Source organism: Lacihabitans soyangensis (assembly GCF_024343775.1).
Lineage (GTDB): Bacteria > Bacteroidota > Bacteroidia > Cytophagales > Spirosomataceae > Leadbetterella > Leadbetterella soyangensis.
In genome coordinates, this window is record NZ_RJUF01000175.1 from 91055 (window position 1) to 110149 (window position 19095).

The 19095-nt window shown below is 37.6% G+C and carries 16 protein-coding genes; 9 read left to right on the plus strand and 7 right to left on the minus strand.

Annotation, left to right across the window (positions count from 1 at the left end; translation table 11 throughout):
• Positions 1–49 precede the first annotated feature (49 nt).
• Positions 50–565, minus strand: a complete 516-nt coding sequence (locus EGI31_RS17155; protein WP_255038382.1) for a PepSY-like domain-containing protein — start codon at positions 563–565, stop codon at positions 50–52.
• 140 nt (positions 566–705) lie between these two features.
• Here EGI31_RS17155 and EGI31_RS17160 point away from each other — a divergent pair, with 140 nt between their 5' ends.
• Positions 706–1647 carry a hypothetical protein gene (locus EGI31_RS17160; RefSeq protein WP_255038383.1) on the plus strand — a complete coding sequence of 314 codons (942 nt, stop codon included), beginning with the start codon at positions 706–708 and terminating at the stop codon, positions 1645–1647.
• An 8-nt stretch (positions 1648–1655) separates the two neighbouring features.
• Positions 1656–4343, plus strand: coding sequence for a CHAT domain-containing protein (locus EGI31_RS17165; protein WP_255038384.1), 2688 nt, complete (start codon positions 1656–1658; stop codon positions 4341–4343).
• On the opposite strand, the gene EGI31_RS17170 is transcribed toward EGI31_RS17165, so the two are convergent.
• Together EGI31_RS17170 and EGI31_RS17175 are read right to left on the minus strand one after the other, a co-directional pair.
• Positions 4309–5031: a hypothetical protein gene (locus EGI31_RS17170; protein ID WP_255038385.1), complete on the minus strand. Its 723-nt coding sequence runs from the start codon at positions 5029–5031 to the stop codon at positions 4309–4311. The two genes, EGI31_RS17165 and EGI31_RS17170, sit on opposite strands and share 35 nt — an antisense overlap.
• Positions 5032–5037: 6 nt before the next feature.
• Positions 5038–5646 carry an RNA polymerase sigma factor gene (locus EGI31_RS17175; protein ID WP_255038386.1) on the minus strand — a complete coding sequence of 203 codons (609 nt, stop codon included), beginning with the start codon at positions 5644–5646 and terminating at the stop codon, positions 5038–5040.
• Between the two features lie 248 nt (positions 5647–5894).
• On the opposite strand from EGI31_RS17175, the gene EGI31_RS17180 reads away from it, so the two are divergent.
• The 3 genes from EGI31_RS17180 to EGI31_RS17190 are packed head-to-tail and all read left to right on the plus strand — an operon-like array spanning position 5895 to position 8579.
• A complete protein-coding gene (locus EGI31_RS17180) occupies positions 5895–6338 on the plus strand; it encodes a nuclear transport factor 2 family protein (protein ID WP_255038387.1) in 444 nt (147 codons plus the stop codon).
• Between the two features lie 58 nt (positions 6339–6396).
• Positions 6397–8157 carry a DUF885 domain-containing protein gene (locus EGI31_RS17185; RefSeq protein ID WP_255038388.1) on the plus strand — a complete coding sequence of 587 codons (1761 nt, stop codon included), beginning with the start codon at positions 6397–6399 and terminating at the stop codon, positions 8155–8157.
• Positions 8154–8579 carry a GNAT family N-acetyltransferase gene (locus EGI31_RS17190; RefSeq protein ID WP_255038389.1) on the plus strand — a complete coding sequence of 142 codons (426 nt, stop codon included), beginning with the start codon at positions 8154–8156 and terminating at the stop codon, positions 8577–8579. The genes EGI31_RS17185 and EGI31_RS17190 overlap by 4 nt, the downstream gene beginning before the upstream one ends.
• Positions 8580–8630: 51 nt before the next feature.
• Here the strand turns inward: EGI31_RS17190 and EGI31_RS17195 are convergent, their stop codons facing one another.
• Positions 8631–12095 carry a M4 family metallopeptidase gene (locus tag EGI31_RS17195; protein ID WP_255038390.1) on the minus strand — a complete coding sequence of 1155 codons (3465 nt, stop codon included), beginning with the start codon at positions 12093–12095 and terminating at the stop codon, positions 8631–8633.
• A 231-nt stretch (positions 12096–12326) separates the two neighbouring features.
• Here EGI31_RS17195 and EGI31_RS17200 point away from each other — a divergent pair, with 231 nt between their 5' ends.
• From EGI31_RS17200 to hpf, 3 genes are all read left to right on the plus strand, one after another.
• Positions 12327–13760, plus strand: a complete 1434-nt coding sequence (locus EGI31_RS17200; RefSeq protein ID WP_255038391.1) for a TonB-dependent receptor — start codon at positions 12327–12329, stop codon at positions 13758–13760.
• A gap of 8 nt (positions 13761–13768) precedes the next feature.
• On the plus strand, positions 13769–15307 hold the full coding sequence (locus EGI31_RS17205; RefSeq protein ID WP_255038392.1) for a hypothetical protein: 1539 nt from the start codon (positions 13769–13771) through the stop codon (positions 15305–15307).
• A 247-nt stretch (positions 15308–15554) separates the two neighbouring features.
• A complete protein-coding gene (gene hpf, locus EGI31_RS17210; RefSeq protein WP_255038393.1) occupies positions 15555–15911 on the plus strand; it encodes a ribosome hibernation-promoting factor, HPF/YfiA family in 357 nt (118 codons plus the stop codon).
• Positions 15912–15928: 17 nt separating this feature from the next.
• On the opposite strand, the gene tsaB is transcribed toward hpf, so the two are convergent.
• Positions 15929–16600: a tRNA (adenosine(37)-N6)-threonylcarbamoyltransferase complex dimerization subunit type 1 TsaB gene (gene tsaB / locus EGI31_RS17215; protein ID WP_255038394.1), complete on the minus strand. Its 672-nt coding sequence runs from the start codon at positions 16598–16600 to the stop codon at positions 15929–15931.
• Positions 16597–18270, minus strand: coding sequence for a S41 family peptidase (locus tag EGI31_RS17220; protein WP_255038395.1), 1674 nt, complete (start codon positions 18268–18270; stop codon positions 16597–16599). The genes tsaB and EGI31_RS17220 overlap by 4 nt, the downstream gene beginning before the upstream one ends.
• Positions 18271–18373: 103 nt before the next feature.
• Here EGI31_RS17220 and EGI31_RS17225 point away from each other — a divergent pair, with 103 nt between their 5' ends.
• Positions 18374–18712 (plus strand): hypothetical protein, encoded by a 339-nt coding sequence (locus EGI31_RS17225; protein ID WP_255038396.1) that lies wholly within the window; start codon positions 18374–18376, stop codon positions 18710–18712.
• On the opposite strand, the gene rnpA is transcribed toward EGI31_RS17225, so the two are convergent.
• Complete coding sequence (rnpA, locus tag EGI31_RS17230; protein ID WP_255038397.1) at positions 18677–19063, minus strand: ribonuclease P protein component; 387 nt, start codon at positions 19061–19063, stop codon at positions 18677–18679. The two genes, EGI31_RS17225 and rnpA, sit on opposite strands and share 36 nt — an antisense overlap.
• Positions 19064–19095: the final 32 nt, after the last annotated feature.

The window sequence follows — 19095 nt, forward strand, 5'->3', positions numbered from 1 at the left end:
TCATAATGAGAGTTTAAGACATAAAAAAAGGAGCCGAAGCTCCTTTTACTTACCAAGTTCTCACACGCACTAGTTTACCGCTCAGGCTAAAATCTAACCTCACTCGGTTGCTCAGTTTTACCTCGTATTTGTCTGAGGATTTCTCCGCTTTTACGATGGTAACGCCTGGGTAGTTTTTAGCTATGTAGTCCAAGATCACCTGCGGAAGTGCTGCCATGGTGTCGTCAGATACTTTTGTGCCATTTTTACTACCTCCCGAAACTTCAATGAATACACCCGAAAGGCTAAATTCAAGTTTGGTTAAATCTGAAAGCGTAACTTCGAATTTTGTCAGGTACTTTTCAGCCTTTGTGATGGTCTTACCAGGGTAATTGGTGTTGAGATACAGGGTTATTGCCCCTGGCAAAGAACTGGCGGACACTTTCACACCGTCTCCTGAGGCGTTTTCTAATCCTGAAAAAACAGCTGAGCTGTCGTCTGGGCTTAGCAGGGAATCCTCACAAGAAGTAAGCGTCAAAACCACTAAAGTCAAAAAAGACAAGCCAAAATTTCTGAATGTTTTCATAATTTTAAATAATTTACGGTGATAATTGATTTTCATAACTAAGTAGGAGCTGATCTGAAAAATGTAACCGCTTTTAAAATTATTTTTTTGCAACCATCGTTAGTTTACCATCGTAACGATATACAAAGCCCCAGAAATTGATGAAAAACCCACTTAAAATATTGTTTTTACTCCTCACAGCTTGGGTGTTTGCTTGCAATCCAAACTTGGACAATGACGATATTTTGCCTGATGATAATAACAATGCCATCAATAGTCAAAGTACTAATGATCAGGGTTCTACGCAGACTGGAAACGGTTCAACGATTAAGCCTGCCTGTAATCTGATAGCCTACAGCGACACGCTTTTTTTCCTAGAAAACCTCAAGGATGACCTTAAAGTAAAACCGCTGGTAAAAAGAGATGGCGAATATGGTGCCTACCCCGAAGGCTTAGAAATAAATGAATCGCATGGCGAAATAAATATAACCAAAAGTGAATCAGGCCTAAGGTATACCGTCTTTTTTATCCCCAAAAACACCAAAGATACTTGTTTTACGCACCTCACAATTTCTGGAGTGGACTACCTCAGCAAAATTTATCTTTTGGATAAAAATGAAAAAATAGCAGCTCCCATTTATAACAATAATCCAGCTTTTGCCATACCCGGAGTCAATACCCGCACAACAGAATTTGACGACGACGATGATGATGACAACGGAAACGGAACCTTAGACGAACCTCTACCCGGCCAACAAGTGATTGCTCAAGGTTTGGATATTTCAAAAATTGACGGAAAAATTGTCTTGGACAACTCTCTGAGAAAGGGACTGTTAGGCACAAATCCGAAAAATGGCTCCACCAAAAAGCTCAAACTATTTTATAGACTAGACGATAAAAGCGGAAAGGCTCTTAATCGCATAGAACTCGAATTTCATTATTTCGAAAAAGAAAGTGATGTGCCGAAAAGCCTGAAAGACAAGATAATTGAAAATCAAAATTCGTATTACAATCCCAATTTTGGTTTAAAATATGCTCGTATTTTTAGAATATTCCGAAAACCTCGACCACCTCAAATAGTGATAGTAGGCAGAAATTACTAATTTCGTGCATGAAGCTCAGGCACCTCTCTGTTTTAGGAATTTTTGTTTTTGGCTTGGCCATTTCGCAGCCAGAGAAAACCAATATTGAAAGAGAGTTCAATAAAGGTTTGGCTTTTTTTAATAACGAAAACCCAACTGACGAATCAGACAGAAGGGCATTGGGCCATTTTTCAAAAATAGCTGTGTTAAGTCCTCAAAATCAAAAAGAGGCTATTTTGGTTAGAAACGCCAACGAAAAATTGGGAGTGCTTTATCAAACACAGGAGCAATTTCAAAAAGCCAAGCAGTATTATAAAAATAGTCTTTCAATAGCCCAAAAACACCAGCTCAAGGATTCATTGAGTTTTTCTTCTTTGCTTTATATCAGTGGTTTATATTATTATGAGTCTGTTTATGATTCTTGTTTAATTTATTTATCAAAAGCCGAAGCGATTTCTGAAAAGTACCCCAAGCTTCCAGAGTCAGAGCGTTTATACAATACCAAAGGTGTCTTGCTCTTTGAATCTGGAAATTTCAGGCAAAGTTTGGCTTATTTCAAAAAGGCAGAGTTGCTCGAAAATACAGACGAGTTTTCTAACAAAAACAACCAAGCATTGGCCTTGCAGTTTTTGAACCAGCCTGATAGTACGTACAAGATTCTGAAGTACTTAGAAAATAATTTTTCGGACAATAATGAGCTAAAAATCAATCTGGCTACGGTACTCATAGAATTGAATGAGCCGCAAAAGGCTCTTTCTTATTTGAAACAAATCGAAGGCGATTCGGTGGTTTTTTACAATACGCTTGCCAAGGCTTATTTTAAGTTAAAGGATTTTGAAAAGGCTCAAAAGTATTTGCAGTTAACCATTGGTTTATCGAAAAGCAAACACCCTAACATTGGCTTTGCTCATCATTATTTAGGGAAAATTGCCGCCATGAAGGGTTCGTATTTCGAGGCACTTTTTCATTTCCAATCGGCACTTCAAAACTTGGATTATTTTTTCAAAGAAAAAAATGTATATAGAAATCCCAAAAATGTGAGTAATGGTTTTTATTCTTATTTTTTGTTGGAAATTCTTAGTGAAAAAGCCGAACTATTTGGGAATTTGTACCTGAAAACCGGTAAACTGCATTACCTGAGAGGTGCAATTTCTACTTACGAGGCCTTCGGTCTGATTGCAAGTAATATTTCCAAAACTTACAGTCAAGAAGATGCCCGCTTGGATATCATAGATAATATACATCCTAAATATCAGGGGTTTGTAAAGATTTTATGGGAGGCTTATCGAAAAACTGGAGAAGTAAAATATGCACAACGGGCCTTTGAGGTTAGTGAAGAGAGCAAGGCAACAGTGCTGGCTTTGGGCATAAACGAAAGCAAAATCAAAACCTCCAGTGATATACCCGATTCGTTGTTGTTGAGCGAACAAAATCTTCATATTTCCCTGGCGGCTCTCCGCAAAAACATTGAAAATAGCTCAAGCCCGGAAAAAGTAAAACAATACCTCGCAGCCATTAATGAAATCGAAATAAAAATTGGGAGTTTGAATGAGAAGTTGGAGAATTTTCCTGCCTATAAAGCCCGCAAGTTTATGGATAGTCAACATGTAGAAGTTGATAAACTGAGAAGTTTTTTAACACAAGATGAGGCCTTGGTCACATATGCCGACTTGGGCGATAAAGCAATCCTTTTTTGTCTTACCAAATCCGACTTTAAAACTTACGAATTACCGAATAAGACAAATTTTGAATCTCAGGTAAAGAGGCTTAAATATAAAATTAATAATGCCGAAGAATCTGTTGAGGCTAAATCGGTTTACCGAGCTCTTTTTGGGCCTTTTGAGGAAATTCTGGAAGAAAAAACGCATATTGTTTTTGTAGGAGATGGCGTAACCAATGGCTTGCCTTTAGAATATTTATTAGACAAGAAAAGTAAGTTTTTGGTTGAAAATCACGCTGTTTCTTATTTGTTTTCGGCTAAGTTTATTCTTTCTGCTAGTAAATCTGCGACCAACGGGCATATTTTAGCATTTGCTCCTTTTGCAGATCAAAAATATGGCAAAGACTTCCTACCCAATTCTTTAAGTGAGGTCAGAAATATTGGAGGAGATAAAATTTTGGAAAACTCTAAAGCTACCAAGCAAGCGTTTTTTGAAATTGCCAACCAATATCAAATTATACACCTTGCCACACACGCCTTGGCCGATGTTGTTTCTCCCGAAAAATCATTTGTTAGGTTTTCTGGTTCAGAGGACAACAAGCTTTATTTGTTTGAGTTTACTGCTGGAATGCTTAAAAATACACAATTGGTTTTTCTTTCGGCATGCGATTCTTACGGCAACTCAAATATGCAAGGCGAAGGTATTAGAGGACTTTCTAGAGGGTTTTATTTGGCTGGCTCGCAGAGTATTATATCATCTTTGTGGAAAGCGGAAGATTTCGCTACTGCTTATTTAACGAAGCACTTTTATAAACATCTTTCTGAAGGGAATTCGTATCCAGAAGCACTTCAAAAGGCCAAGTTAGATTTATTAACCGATCCAACGATGGTTCAATTTCGACACCCCAAATATTGGTCTCATTTGATATATGTTGGTTTCCAAAAACGCGAATCTAATTGGCATGCGTACCTGTGGATTTATATATCGCTGACAGTTTTGGTACTTTTCGCATGGTGGCAGTTCAAAAAAGGCGTTCTTTCAAAGCTAAAATTTTAATTTTGGCCAAATATTTCCAATTATAGGATTGTTTGTAAGGATTTTGATTGTTCATTTTTTCAATTACTTTCAGAGCATCCGCATATTTGTTAAGTCCAATAAAACTCTGGCATTTGTAAAACTCATATTCATTGTCGAAGCTTGATGCCATCTGTTTATTTTCATTTTGACTGATTAATTCAATTGCTTTTTCATAGTTATTGGTGTTATAAAATGACATCGTGGCTAAGAAAACGAGCTTTTCGTTGGGTGCCTTGGAGGTCTGGAAAATATCAATCACTCCTTTAAAATCATTTCGCAAGTATAATAATTCGGCTTGGGCTTTTTCTTCATTAGCTCCACGGTTATTAGGCTCGATATAGTGTATGGGTAGTTCGGTAAGTAATTCATCGCCATTTGTATTTCCAGCCCATAAAACACTTAAGCTCAATAGCCCAAATACCACCACAACGGCTATTTTTACTACTGGAAAATCAAAGGTCTTGGTTTTTTCGGCCTTAAATTGTCTATGAGCATTCCTAACTTCTTGCTTTAGTCCATCGTACTTTAAGAGTTCTATTGCCGCCTGATAATTTAAAAAATTAGCCTTAGTTGCTTCGTTTTCATCAAGGCTTTTTTCAAACAATTCCTTATCTTTTTGCGACATTTTGCCTCGCAAGTATTCATCAAAAAAATCAGTCTTTTCCATTCTTCTTCAAAATATTTTTAATGCTTTATATAAGGATTCTCTCATAAATGGTTTTTGCTCAAGCTTTTCTGTCAAGGCTTTCATGCATTTGGATTTTTTGTTACGTAAAACCTGTTCGTTTTCAAACTCGGTAAAGGGCAAGATTTCCTTCAGCGATAGGTTTTCGTAATAAAATCTACTCAAAATATCTTTACAAACCGTTCCTAAACTACCCAATACATCGGAAATTAGCTCCAAGGCCTCGTTTTTCTTAATTTGATCGTTTATGTCGGCATCAAATTCTGGATTTTCTTCTATCCAGATATTCAAACGCTTGTGTTCTGCTTTCTGCTTTTTAATTTTTACCAACCAGATATTCTTCGCCACAGCATACAAAAAGGATTTCAAACTAGATTCACCTTTAAACTTATCGTTTTGAATTATTTGTAAAACAGCTAAAAAAACTTCTTGAATAACATCTTCGGCATCTTCCTTACTACCGCTGTTGTTCAAAACCATCCTCTCCAAAAAGCCATAGTATTCTTTATATAAATACTTTAAACAGGCATTTATTTCAATGTTATTCTTGATTTTTTCAATTATGTCGTTCTCCCTATTTAAGGTAAAAAGAGCCATTCTTGTGTTTTATTTAGGCTTTTAATGTTTCAATTCGCCTCTGTTGTATTTACTATTTGGTATAAGCCAACCTTCAAATTGTAACCACTCGGTCAAATCTTTGACCTAAAAATAACTATATTTTTTAAGGACTAAAACTTGGGATTAACCCGATGCCATTTCTATCCAATTATTTAGGCCAAATCCTCTTAAATTTTGAATAACCCAAAAAAAATGTTAGAATTGGAGAATTTTACAAACACTCACCAATGAACAAGTTAACCTTTTTCGTTTTTTCTCTATTGATTTTCAACAAAACTTACGCTCAATCGGACCAACAACAAATTGAAAACACTATTTCAACTTTTTTTGATGGCATTTATAAAAGAGATACAGTGCTTATTTCTAGTGTTTTGCATAAAAACTGTTCCTTGAATTCAGTTAACATTTTGGCTGGAAAGCCAGCTCAACATAAATCCGAAACTATGTCTGGATTTTTCAAATCAATCGCCTCCATTCCGTCAAATGTAATTTTGGAAGAGAGATTGTTGGTACACAAGATTCAGGTGGATGAAGCCTTGGCAATAGACTGGACACCGTACGAGTTTTATGTAAATCAAAAACTCTCCCATAAGGGTACCAACGTATTTACACTCGTTAAAACAGGTGATTCTTGGAAGATATTCTCCATTATCGACACACGTAAAAAGTGAAATTTCTTAATCTTTTGCTCAAATTTTTATTTTTGCAAATATTCTCAATTATATCAAAATGAATAAACTATTAGTTTTTGTAGTACTCAGTATTTTTGCATTTAGTTGCAAACCCAAAGAAAACAACGAACTCAAAACCTTATTTGAGCAATATTACGAAGAGCGTCTACAGTTTTTTCCTCTAGAGGCTACCTCGCAGGGAGATAATAGATTCAATGACAAACTCCCGATAGATATTTCTGAAAGTTACAGAAAAGATCTACTAGCTTTTTACCACAAATACAATGCAGAAATTGACAAGATTGATGTTCAAAAACTCTCTGAGGATGAACTTATCCAATACAAAACTTTGAAATTTAACATAAATACGGAGATAGAAGGCTTAGGATTTCCTACACACCTTATTCCTTTTAATCAGTTTACCGGTTTGCCTTTGACATTTGCTCAGTTGGGTAGTGGAGAAGCCTCACAACCTTTCAAGACTACTCAAGACTACGACAATTGGCTGAAAAGAGTTGATCAGTTTGCTGTATGGGCTGACTCGGCCATCCTAAATTTTAACAAGGGTATTGCTGTTCAGTATGTTCTGCCAAAAGCCTTGGTGGTGAAGATGATTCCTCAAATGCACGATTTATCTTCCGCAGCTGCTCCCGAGAATCTGTTTTTTGGACCAATAAAGAAACTACCAGCTACATTTACAGTAGAACAAAAGGCTCTTTATACAAAAAAATATACCGATGCCATCGAGAATAAAATTCGCCCAAGCTATAAAAAACTAGAGGACTATTTATCAGGGACCTATATTAAAGCTGCCAGGTCTTCTAGTGGTGTTGGTGGGTTTGTGGGTGGTAAAAAATATTACGAATATCTCGCTTACTACTGGACTACTTCTTTGAAATCTCCTGATGAGATTTTCCAGACCGGCCTTTCTGAAGTTTCTAGAATTAAACAAGAAATGCTCAAAGTGAAAGATCAGGTTGGTTTTAAAGGGGATTTACCTGATTTTTTTGAAAGTGTAAAAACTGACCCCAAACTCATGCCATTTAAAAATGCGGAGGAAGTTTTGGCTGCTTTTAAAGCTATTCAGACTAAAATTGACCCGAATCTTAAGAAAATGTTTAACAATACTCCCAAAACTGGCTTCGAAATCAGAAGGACGGAGGCATTCAGAGAGGCGTCAGCTAGTGCGGAGTACATGCAAGGCCCTGCAGATGGTAGTCGTCCGGGTGTATTCTATGTGCCTATTCCGGACGTCACCAAGTTTAACTTAACCTCGGGCATGGAGTCACTTTTTCTTCATGAAGCCATTCCAGGGCATCATTATCAGGTCTCTTTGCAACAAGAAAATTTGGCGATTCCAAAGTTTATGCGTTTTGGTTGGTACGGAGCTTATGGCGAAGGTTGGGCACTATATACCGAGTCATTGGGTAAGGAACTCGGGCTTTACACTGATCCTTATCAATATTTGGGAGCCTTGGGTGACGAGATGCACCGAGCTATCAGATTGGTAGTTGATGTGGGTATTCACACCAAAGGATGGAGTAGGGAAGAGGCTCTGAATTACATGTTACAAAACGAAGCCATCTCTAAAGACGGGGCGATTGCCGAGATTGAGAGATATATGGCTATTCCGGGTCAGGCTCTTTCTTATAAAATTGGGGCATTGAAAATAAGAGAATTACGTGCCAAATATACCTCGGCATTGGGCGAGAAATTCAAGTTGGCAGATTTTCATGACCAAGTTCTGAAAAACGGCTGTTTGCCATTAAGTGTGTTGGAAGAAACCTTAGATGCCTGGGCGAATACATTAGCCAAATGATACGAGCAGCAAATATTAAGGACCTAGAAAGTGTAAAACTTTTGGTAGAGGAGTTAGAGGAGCAAGTTTTTGATTTTGAGGTTTTTAGAGGAATCTTTGATCGAAATTTGCAAGATAAAAACGTTCATTATTTTGTTGCTGAAGTAGATTCCTCTGTGGTGGGTTTTATGAGTCTATTTGAAAGTACACCTCTGCATCATTGTTATAAAATTGCCGAGCTTCAGGAGTTAATAATCAACCACAAATATCGTGGACTGCATATTGGAGAGGCTTTTATTAAAGTAGCTTTTGAGCTTGGGGTGATTAATAATTGGACACAAATCGAACTCTCTAGCCATATGAAAAGGCTGAAAGCCCATAGTTTTTACATGAGAAATGGATTAACCCGAAGACATTTTAAATTTGTGAAAACTTTGAAATAGAAAAAGGCCGAAAGGCCTTTTTCTATTTTGTGTAATACTTGTGAATCTTACTTATTTCTTCAACATCTTTAATGAATAGGTATTTTTATCAGTCTGAACTTTTAAAATATATTGTCCTGATGACAAGCTTTTTACGTTTTCAGTAATTTTAGTGCTACATCTTATTGATTTTCCCGAATTATCTAAAATTTCCATAGCTACCAACTTCTCATCTGCCGGTATTGTCAGATTTATAAATTCTTCAACGGGGTTAGGTGCGATATTTATAGATTTCGCATTTACAGGTTCGTTGGCCAATACTGCCGCTGAAATTGCGTTAGAAGCCAGACTCGCACAACCGTCGGCTGTTACATTTCTAACGGTATAAACACCGCCGAAATCCTTGCTAAAAGTGTTATTGGTTGTTTGCCCACCCACCGGATTATTATTGACATAGAATTGATAAAGTGTTCCTCCCGAAGCTGTTACACTTGTTGAACCATCTGTAAGTCGGGGCGTAGGAGGTGTTATGCAAAAGACGACATCAGCTGTTGTACTGGCATATTTGGCGTCACCCACCTGAATAGCCCTAATGGTTACTTTGCCTGGGGTGGAGCCTAAGGTTACTATTTTGCCATTAATAGTGGCATCGCCAGATACCACCGAATAAATCAACCCAAGTTTGGAGGAGGCGGTGGCCACAATTTCAAAAGACGACCGTGGAAGTTTGTCTGATATCGCGTTTATGCTGATGCTTTGGGTTTCTTTAGTAGGCAATGCTCTAGTGCCGGTGGCGTAGGTAATTCCCCATTTGGCATCGGTAAAGAGGATTTCTGAAGCTCCATTCGGAGATATTTTGTCATTTTTAAGATTTACTCCTTTTATAACAGACTTGGATTTATCTTTGGCATTGAAAAGCACTTTACTATCGGCCTTTGTAAAGTTAGGATAACCGATGTCGTTGTTTTCTTCTAACACTTTTACATTATCAGTAGATTTGCCAAAATCGATAGTAACCACATAGAAAACCTCTTCGTTAGACACAAAATAGTCAAAAGCGTAAATGCCCGTGTTTGTTTTCGCCAAAGCAGGATTGCCAATATTGTCGCCTTCTTCCAGATTGGAGAACATTTTTTCTATAACACCATCGGAGAAATCTTTTTTCAAAGGATCCCAAACTCTGATGATACCCACATCCCAGTATTGGAATTTCTTGAATGACGTTTTGGCTTCATTAAAGGCATCATAGATAATAAACTCCCCAGAATAATCCCATTCGAAAGAATCTGCATACAATACCTCGCCTGTACTAACGCCTTGGGTATATGTAGGGTTGTAAAGTTCGAATCTTTTGTTTTTGTTGTTTACCAGGTCAAAAACATAAATATAGGTGTCATTTTTACTCGCCAATGCGGCCAGTTGTTTTCCATCTTTCGAAATCGCCACATTCCTCCAGGAAGGGTCGCTCGAAAGCCTTTGAGGTTCTGATTTTTTGGTTAAATCTACTCGATAGATATGAAAATCTTTACTCACGAAATATACAAAACTACCATCATCCGTTATACTCGGTTTTCCAAGACATCCCAACCCATTCGTAATTTTGGCGAAACTGCTTCCGGTAAATACTCCTGAGTACAAACTGTTGTCAGTTGGATCAAATGCCACCAAAGATTCTGTTCCGGGATTGGTTGGGATGGTGTTATCTGTTGATTTATTTCCGGTTCCAGTATTCCCTGTGTTTCCGTTGTTGGAGGTTGTACCGTCAGAAATACCAACAAAATCAAACGCGGCTCTTGCAGCGGTGGTCTCTTGTCCTTCCCCATAAATATCCTTTGCGGCCTGAATGACTGCCACTCGCAAATCTGCGAATTTCGAGGTTCTTGTCAAGTAAGTGGTCATCGCTCGCCAATATACACGCTCAGCTTTGTCTTTATTCATGCCAGCCCCGGTTGCAAACTTAAAAAATGCATGATTAGGTATACCACTGTTAATATGCACTCCACCATTATCTTCGCTAGGGGTGTCTTTTAAAAATTGGTACTGAGACATGTTTTTGGGTTGATATCCGTTGTCGTTTTTACCGCCCTGATTAGGGTTTTCGAGCGACCTTAATGCCCCAGAAGGAAACACATTAGTTTTAACTACATCCTCACCCAAAGTCCAGTCGTCTCTATCAATCAGTGCTCCAAAAATATCTGCAAAGGACTCATTCAATGCTCCTGATTGATTTCGATATTCTAATTTGGCCGTGTTTTCTATAACACCATGAGTCATTTCGTGCCCAGCCACATCAAGTGCACCTGCCAAAGGTTTGAAGCCATCTTTGCCATTTCCATAACCCATAAACTGACCATTCCAATAGGCGTTGTCCATGCCCTTTCCATCTTCATCGGCTATGTTTATTACCGAAATTATATTTCCCTTAGAGCCATTTAATGAATTTCTGTTGAACTTCGAAAGGTAATAATCATAACATATAGAGGCATTTATGTGTGCCGATACTGCTGTTGGGTTCCAATTGGTTCGGCTAGTCGAACTTACATGGGCCAGATCCATTTCCTTGGCATCTATTCTTGAGTTTTGTGCGTCAATGGTCCAAATAACTCCCTTAGGATTGTCAGGTAAACTCGACTGTGGGTTGTACATGTTCTTGGTGGCATCTATCATGTAGTATTGCGAGCCAACCTGTACTGTATTAAATGTCTTCGTTATTCCGTTTAGGTCTTTTGAGGTGGCACTGACCACACCATCTAGCGTACAGGTATGGTTATATTTGTTAATCACTTCTCCAGAATGAGCGTCAATAAAGTACACCCAACGTTCGAGAATATTGGGTCTAACCGTGATATGATAAACCAAATTATTCTTTTTGTTCTCGTTTAAGATTGTTAATTCGGCGACATCAGGATCCAGTTTTAAAAATTGATTGATATTGCCTGATTTCTGCACTATCGTATTTTTGCCTAAATCTTTAAGACTCAATTCTATCGCTGCCGAAGGGCTAATATTTGGGCTGACGTTAAGATTTGGACTCGGAAAAATCTTTCCCATCAGGAACTCAGCCACACCGTTTTTGTTGGTATGAATTACGGCTTCGCCACCGTAAATAGGTATATTTTTATAGGTTTGTTCCAGTTTTATATGTCGTAACCCCAGGTCGTCTGTTTCATCGGCTACTAACCTGAATTCTTCTCCTATATTATTGATTTTCAAATCATTTTTTAGCGAATTCAAGAAAGAACTGGTCGTTTCAGAGCTATTTTTACGGGCATTTCTTTGGTCTCGCGTAAAAACCGGATTGTTGATATAAATCACGGCCCCTGTTTCTTCGTCTTTGAGGATTTTTTTCAGAGCTTGCTTAGGAGAAAAGGCTATTCTTGGGTTATTTTTTTGTTGATTTTGTTTGGCAGTTATGGTCTCAAACTCGCCCTTGACAGGTTCTCCAGCCGGCATTCTTGTTTTACTTTCGAAACCTTTTTGTGCAATTGTGAGCGTGGCAATATGTATTAAAATTAAGGAAAGTAGCTTTTTTTTCATAATTTTCAAAAATTACTGAAATTATTATATTGATCAAATATTCAATAAATATAATAATTTAAAATTGGTATTTATAAATTTGATACAAGATAATATATTTATATAAAATATTTAAAAAATATAGTTTAAATACAATAAAAAGCACAATATAGACTTAAATTACACCATAAAGTACAAATTTTATTATATTTGCATAGTTGCAAATACACTTCAAAATATCATCAAAATACTATGTCAATAGTGCATGATTTAGGATTGGGAATCAATCAAAAAGCCTTAAAAATAAATCTGGACCCCAAAATATACGGGACATTTGCAGAAATTGGAGCAGGACAAGATGTGGCTGCGGCTTTTTTTAAGGCTGGTGGTGCTTCAGGAACAGTGGCCAAGTCCATGTCGGCATACGACATGAAATTCTCAGACGCCATTTACGGGCCAGTGGCCGACGGAAGATATGTTTGTGAGGAAAGAGTGGTAAGTATGCTTGACCATGAGTACAATCTATTGATTGAACGATTGGATGAACAACGCGGAGCCAGCACGCAGTTTTTTTCATTTGCCAATACGGTAGTTACACTTAACTACCACAAAACCAATCAGCCACACGGTTGGATGGGTTGTAGATTTCAATTAACTCCCAATGGCGAATTTCATGACGTCATACTTCATATCAGAATGCTTGACAATGACACGCTCATGCAGCAACAGGCCTTGGGCGTTATTGGTGTAAATCTCATTTATGGATGTTTTTATTATCATCAAAAACCCGAAATCTTGCTAGAGTCACTTCGTGATAATTTGGCAAAAGATAGAATACAAATAGATGCTATCAAGTTTGAAGGCCCAGCTTTCGAAAAAGTAGACGGCCGTTTGATGAGTCTGAGGTTGGTGAAAAACGGTTTCTGTGATTTGGCTCTTTTCGGACCTGATGGCAAAATACTTCAGCCTTCGGATGTTTTATATAAAAAACACATATTGGTTTTGCGTGGACGTTTCAGACCTGTCATAAATGTGCATTTGGATATGCTCGAAAACGGAGTAAAGCAGTTTGTACAGGAGCCTGACGTAGATGAGAGTAAAATGATAGTGGTGTCAGAACTAACGCTCCATGCCTTGCAGGAAGGCCTCGACGATAGCATAGACGAGAAAGATTTCTTAGACAGGGTAGATATCCTTTGCTCATTGGGTCAAACGGTAATGATTACCAATTATGTGGAATATTATAAGCTTGTGGCTTATTTGTCCAAAATCACGAAACTGAAAATAGGTCTGATCATAGGATTTCCGAATTTAGAGTATATTTTCAATGAAGAAAACTATAGAGACCTACCTGGTGAAATATTAGAGTCTTTCGCAACGTTGTTTAGTCGAAAACTTAAACTTTTTGTATATCCTACTTTGCGAAACAACATCATCATGAACTGCATGAAGTTTAATCCTCCCGCTCACTTGAATGATTTGTACAGATTTCTGATCGCCAATAATAAAATTGAGGATATCTATCATTACAATAAGTCGAACCTGAACATTCAAACCGATAATATGTTGGAGTTGATCCAGAGGGGCGAAGAAGGATGGGAAGAGCACGTGCCGGCTGAGGTAGTTACGTTCATAAAAGACAGATGCCTGTTTGGTTTTCCTTGTGTAGTAATTCCGAAAAAGTAAAAACAACAATGCCAAAATATTTTTTGATACTTATTCTTGTAAGTAAGTTAGTCGTGGCCCAACAGCCCAAAATTGTTCTTCCTTCATACAAAAACTGGAATGTGGTCAGAGAGGGTTCTGAATTGAGTTTTAAGTTAAATGTTAATCCCGATACTCTAAAAAATGGCTACAATTTCGGGATTCAACAGGGTAAAATAGTGGGTATGACCCTTGATTCCTTGGGTAATTTTAATTGGAAACCAGCCTATCACTTGGTAGACAGAATCGAATCTGACAGAATATTTCAAATAGTAGTGGTGGCCAAGGGAAAGGAGGGTCAGCAAATTACGGATATTTTGGACATCAAGGTCTTACACACCAATAGACCACCGGTTTTAAATGATTTGAGCACGTTTTATGTGCAGTTTAATAGTCCCAATACCTACAAAATAGATGCTGAAAAGGCCTTTGATGAGGATAATGATCCGATCGTTTTTGTACCCATGTTAGAAACTTTACCTGAGGGTATGAATATATCTACTCAGGGTGAAATTACTTGGAGGCCTTCTAACAATCAGTTTAATTCATTGAAAGACAAGCCTCTTTATATTGAGTTCTTGATTCAAGACCAACCGGCCAAAACACAAACCAAAGGGAAGGTAAAAATAGAGGCTACGCAAATGGATTTACCTCCCCAAATTACGGTCATACCTAAAAATGAAAATTTGCTAATAAAGGAAAACGAGAACGTGAATCTGCGGTTTTACTTATCGGATCCCAACGGCGACGATGATATCCAGGTTTTCGATTTCCTAACCAACCAAACAGGTATACCTAAAACGAGCCTGATAAAAAACACGAATAACCAATATGAGTTTGTTTGGATTCCTGGTTATGAGTTTGTTCAAGATCCCAAGGATACTTTGGGTTTTTATATAGATTTTTTTGTTTTAGATAAAACCCAAAAGCGTGAGGTAAAAAGGATAAACTTTACCATTAAGAATACCGTTAATGAGGCCGAACTTGATAAGAAAAACTACGGACTTTACTACGGCACCTTAGCCAGAGCCTGGGAACTATTAGAACAGCTCAAGGAAAAAGAAGAAGAGCTGAAAAAAGCCTACAACAGATCTAAAAAAGGGAAAAAGCAGAGGTCAGTACTTAATGCGTCTTTGGGTGCTACAACGGGCTTGTCTTCTATTTTATCAAAAAATAATCCTGATACACAGCGATTGATATCTACATTTGGCGGAACCACGGTTTTGACGATAGGTACTTTGGAGGCTACTGAGGTTATCGGAAAGTCCATGAAAGACCTCATAGATAGGTTGAATTATGTGATAGAGAAGAAAAACGAACTACAGACCAAAGGAGATATTTTTTCGAGAGATTTCTCCTTGAAAGCCGCCCGAAGAAGCCCAGATTTTATTAAAAAAGTGGATGATTTTATGGGTACCATGAATCTCAAAGGTCTGGTGGCTCTGGAGCTAAATGCCACATGGGAAGCTAAAAATCAGCCCACCGAAAAAAATATCGAAAAGACATTTAAGGATTTTGTGAGCTGGTGAAATTGCATTCCGTTTTCTGCCTCATTGGCTCTTTTTTGATTTAAATTATTGAATAAAAGGTAATTCTAATTCCTTCATAAAAGGAATTTATTTTTACATCAAATAGGAATCTTACCGCTCAAAAATATCTTCGAAAATTTAGCGAAAACTTCTTGGTTGATATGCTATTAATACATATCTTCATTCTAAAGATTGAAGTTTCAGTCTTGAACAAAACTATTTGTTTCACCTAAATAGAAATGTGAGTATGAAAATCGAAGTAAATGCAGTGCACTTCAGTGCCGACAATGGACTAAAACAGTTTATCCAAAAAAAACTTAACAAACTCGAAACATTTTATGACAAAATAATAAGCGGTGAGGTCTTTCTCAGATTAGACAAAGGAGAGAAGATTAATACACACAAAAAACTAATTGAAATCAAGCTTAATTTACCGGGAAATTCGATATTCGTGAAAGAGTCGGGAGACACTTTCGAAGCGGCGACTGACCTAGCAATGGACACATTAACGAGAAAAGTGAAACAGTTCAAAGAAAAGTCGAAGACCATCGGTCGGGATATGCCAGAGGCACTAGTTCCCGAAGAAGTCGAAGAAGATTTATAAAAGAAAAAGCCCTGATTTTAGGGCTTTTTTGTTTTAAACATGTATTCTTTCAGATAATATGGCTCAAACAATATGAGATCCTCAAAATCACCATTGCGATATTTTTCATAACATATTGGGCCAGAATATTTTGCTGATGGCAAAAGTACTTCCTCCAGGAATCTGGCGTTAGGATGTTCAATTACACCCCTACACTTGGTACTTCCCTCACCTATAAAAAGTACGGTATTCGTTTCTAATACATCTGCGAAACTATCGCTATCTACAATTACTGCTTCTACGTCTGAAACTCTTTTCTTCGTTACACCATCATAAAAAGCTGCATAGATTTCCATTCTTCTGGCATCTATCATTGGGCAGATCATTTGTGGTGATATCCCGTAGACCTGCTGTGCAAGTACATCTAGCGTTCCGTATGATAAAAATGGCTTGTCCAGAGCAAAAGCCAAGCCTTTGGCAGTAGAAACTGCTATTCGAAGGCCTGTGTAAGAACCTGGTCCTCTGGCCACTGCCACTGCATCTAGGTTTTTTTTGCTCACTTTAGCAGTGAATAGAACATTTTCTATCAAAGTAGTAAGCATTTCTGCCGAGGAACGGTCAATTCTAGATTCGGAAGAAGAAACCAATTCTGGGCCATCAAATAGGGCCACTGAGCAGCCAGTGGTGGAGGCATCTATCGAAATTATCATTTGCCGGCTAATATAGATTTGTATTTCTGTGGATTTGCAAATAACCTCAAGGCCTCCTGAATATCTTTGTCTTTTTCAAATGCCACAAACTTCATGGCTTTTTGGTAGTAATATCTACTCAAAATCTCAAGTTCTAAGGCCTCTTTAATTTGATCCCAGTTTTTCTTTACCAAACCTTGTGTGTTCTGGTCTGCTACTTTTTTAAGTTCATCTAGGCTACTTTTCATTTTAGAGTATTCACCACTTTCTTTTGTGCTTTTTATCAATGCCTCTATCGCCTTCTGATCGGCCGTTTCATACACATACTTTTGTGTTTTTAACCAGCTATCAAACTCACCCATGGTTTTATTGTTAAGGCTGAAATTCTCCTTGGGCTTTTCGTTTTGGTTGTCAAAATAGTACTTATTGGCATAGTAAAATATCATTTTGTTTTTTATCAATGCCTTTACATACTCTGACTGGTCCGCAGATTTTGTCGTTATATCGGGGTCAATTCCTGCACCATCCAATACCATTCTCCCGCCTTTGGTTTTAAACGGTACTCGCAAGGAGTCTGGAAGTTTTCCAAAACTTCCGTCGGTTTGTCTATGACCGTAATCAATGGCCTGAATACATCTACCCGATGGAATGTAATATTTTGAAGTAGTTACTTTGATTTTGGTGTTGTAGCTTAGGTCTTTCGTGATTTGTACCAAGCCTTTACCAAACGATCGTTGACCAATAAGTACTGCTCTATCATAGTCTTGAAGCGTTCCACTCACGATTTCTGAAGCTGAGGCACTTCGGCCGTTTATTAGAACCACAATTGGCATTTCTGTATCCAATGGCTGCTCTTTGGTTTGATATTTATAATTCCATTCCTTTACTTTTCCTTTGGTTTCTACTACCAAAAGGTTTTTGGGTAAATAAAAATTACAAATTTCTACGGCCATATTCAGTAATCCGCCAGGATTGCTTCTGAGGTCAATCACTAGATTCTTCATTCCTTTGTCTTTCAGCTCTAAGGTGGCCGTTTTTATTTCTTTTGCAGCTGTTCTGCTGAAATCAGTCAGTTGAATATAGCCCACTTCGTCGTTTATCATGCCATAGTGTGGGACGTTTGGAGTTTTTATAACATCTCTGCCAACGCTAATTTGCAAAGGTTTCGACTGACCAATTCTATCCAATGATAGTTTTACCGAGGGTCCAGTTTGGCCTTTTAGTAACCTACCAAACTCCGCATCGTTTTTGTCGGTAACATCAACATTGTTGATTTTCGTGATTCTATCCCCTATTTTTATTCCAGCCTTATCTGCAGGTGAATCTTCATAAAGCATGGCCACTATATGCTTACCCTCAAAATATTCTATTGTAGCTCCAATACCATTGTAGGCACCAACATTCATCGTAAAATAGTCCTCTATTTCATCTTCTGGGTAAAATACGGTATACGGGTCTAACTCTTTCAGCATGGCTTGAATACCCACACGCATGGCCTTAGTAGGGTTTATTTCGTCAACGTAAAGTGCATTGAGCTCTTTATACATTGTGGCAAATACATCAAGGTTTTTTGCAATTTCAAAAAGCCTGTCGTCTACTTTATAAGCCGAAATACCTAAGGTCGTCAAGAGGAATAAACCAATTAGCGAACGTTTTACGGTTTTGTTCATTTTCTGAAAAAAGTTCTTCATTATTTTATCTCAAGTAATATTCTAAAACGCCAATTTTATGAATAACGTTTATATAAATGTAAATTTTACAATTTGTACCTTTGTACCAAAGTAAACATCAGCAATGACAATACCAAAATTAAAATTTGGGCAAAACATTTTATTAGCCATAGGATTCTCAATCATTCAGGTGCTTATTATTCACTTTGCACCGATAATTTATATTTCTCTTCTTTTTATTATACTGTTTTCGTTGGTTTATGGTTTATTAGAGCCGCAAAGGGGTTGGATTTTAGCTTTGATTCAAATTGTTCTTGTGATTCTGGGCTATTGGATACTTCGGTTCTCAGGTTTTGTGGCGGTAAAACCAGACGAAGCCATTTTTGTTACGCATGTGAGTTTCTTTCCTTCTTTGGCTGCGAGTTTTTTAACGAGTTTCCTTTTCAAGTCTACCAAGGACTGACTTCATGGCTTTTTCTAACACAAGGTAATCGAGGATTTCGTTAGCAACATAAACCAAGGCCAGTGACATAACCTGCGGGAAGTATATTTTATTGAGTCTGTAAGCTTCTTTTGTTCTTCTCTTAATAGTGTTACGGTCTGTAGCATTTTTGAATTTCCGTTTTGAGACCGAAATCAAGACTTGTGGAAAATGCGATGCAAGTTCTGTTTCTGTTTTCTCGGTTAAATAAATGACTTTGTACGGGTAAATCAAAAAGGAGTGGTTATTAGCTGATGTACGGTCAAAGAGTGCCGAAATCACCTTTTTGCTTTTAATTCGCTCTTTTTTACCGAAACTATCCTTTTTGTTCACTGAGGTATATATGAAAAAAGCCGCAATAAGCG

Bases quoted from the DNA above. Each gene is read 5' to 3' on its own strand.
- EGI31_RS17155 (WP_255038382.1), bottom strand. From the start codon at position 565: ATGAAAACATTCAGAAATTTTGGCTTGTCTTTTTTGACTTTAGTGGTT.
- EGI31_RS17160 (WP_255038383.1), top strand. From the start codon at position 706: ATGAAAAACCCACTTAAAATATTGTTTTTACTCCTCACAGCTTGGGTG.
- EGI31_RS17165 (WP_255038384.1), top strand. From the start codon at position 1,656: ATGAAGCTCAGGCACCTCTCTGTTTTAGGAATTTTTGTTTTTGGCTTG.
- EGI31_RS17170 (WP_255038385.1), bottom strand. From the start codon at position 5,031: ATGGAAAAGACTGATTTTTTTGATGAATACTTGCGAGGCAAAATGTCG.
- EGI31_RS17175 (WP_255038386.1), bottom strand. From the start codon at position 5,646: ATGGCTCTTTTTACCTTAAATAGGGAGAACGACATAATTGAAAAAATC.
- EGI31_RS17180 (WP_255038387.1), top strand. From the start codon at position 5,895: ATGAACAAGTTAACCTTTTTCGTTTTTTCTCTATTGATTTTCAACAAA.
- EGI31_RS17185 (WP_255038388.1), top strand. From the start codon at position 6,397: ATGAATAAACTATTAGTTTTTGTAGTACTCAGTATTTTTGCATTTAGT.
- EGI31_RS17190 (WP_255038389.1), top strand. From the start codon at position 8,154: ATGATACGAGCAGCAAATATTAAGGACCTAGAAAGTGTAAAACTTTTG.
- EGI31_RS17195 (WP_255038390.1), bottom strand. From the start codon at position 12,095: ATGAAAAAAAAGCTACTTTCCTTAATTTTAATACATATTGCCACGCTC.
- EGI31_RS17200 (WP_255038391.1), top strand. From the start codon at position 12,327: ATGTCAATAGTGCATGATTTAGGATTGGGAATCAATCAAAAAGCCTTA.
- EGI31_RS17205 (WP_255038392.1), top strand. From the start codon at position 13,769: ATGCCAAAATATTTTTTGATACTTATTCTTGTAAGTAAGTTAGTCGTG.
- hpf (WP_255038393.1), top strand. From the start codon at position 15,555: ATGAAAATCGAAGTAAATGCAGTGCACTTCAGTGCCGACAATGGACTA.
- tsaB (WP_255038394.1), bottom strand. From the start codon at position 16,600: ATGATAATTTCGATAGATGCCTCCACCACTGGCTGCTCAGTGGCCCTA.
- EGI31_RS17220 (WP_255038395.1), bottom strand. From the start codon at position 18,270: ATGAAGAACTTTTTTCAGAAAATGAACAAAACCGTAAAACGTTCGCTA.
- EGI31_RS17225 (WP_255038396.1), top strand. From the start codon at position 18,374: ATGACAATACCAAAATTAAAATTTGGGCAAAACATTTTATTAGCCATA.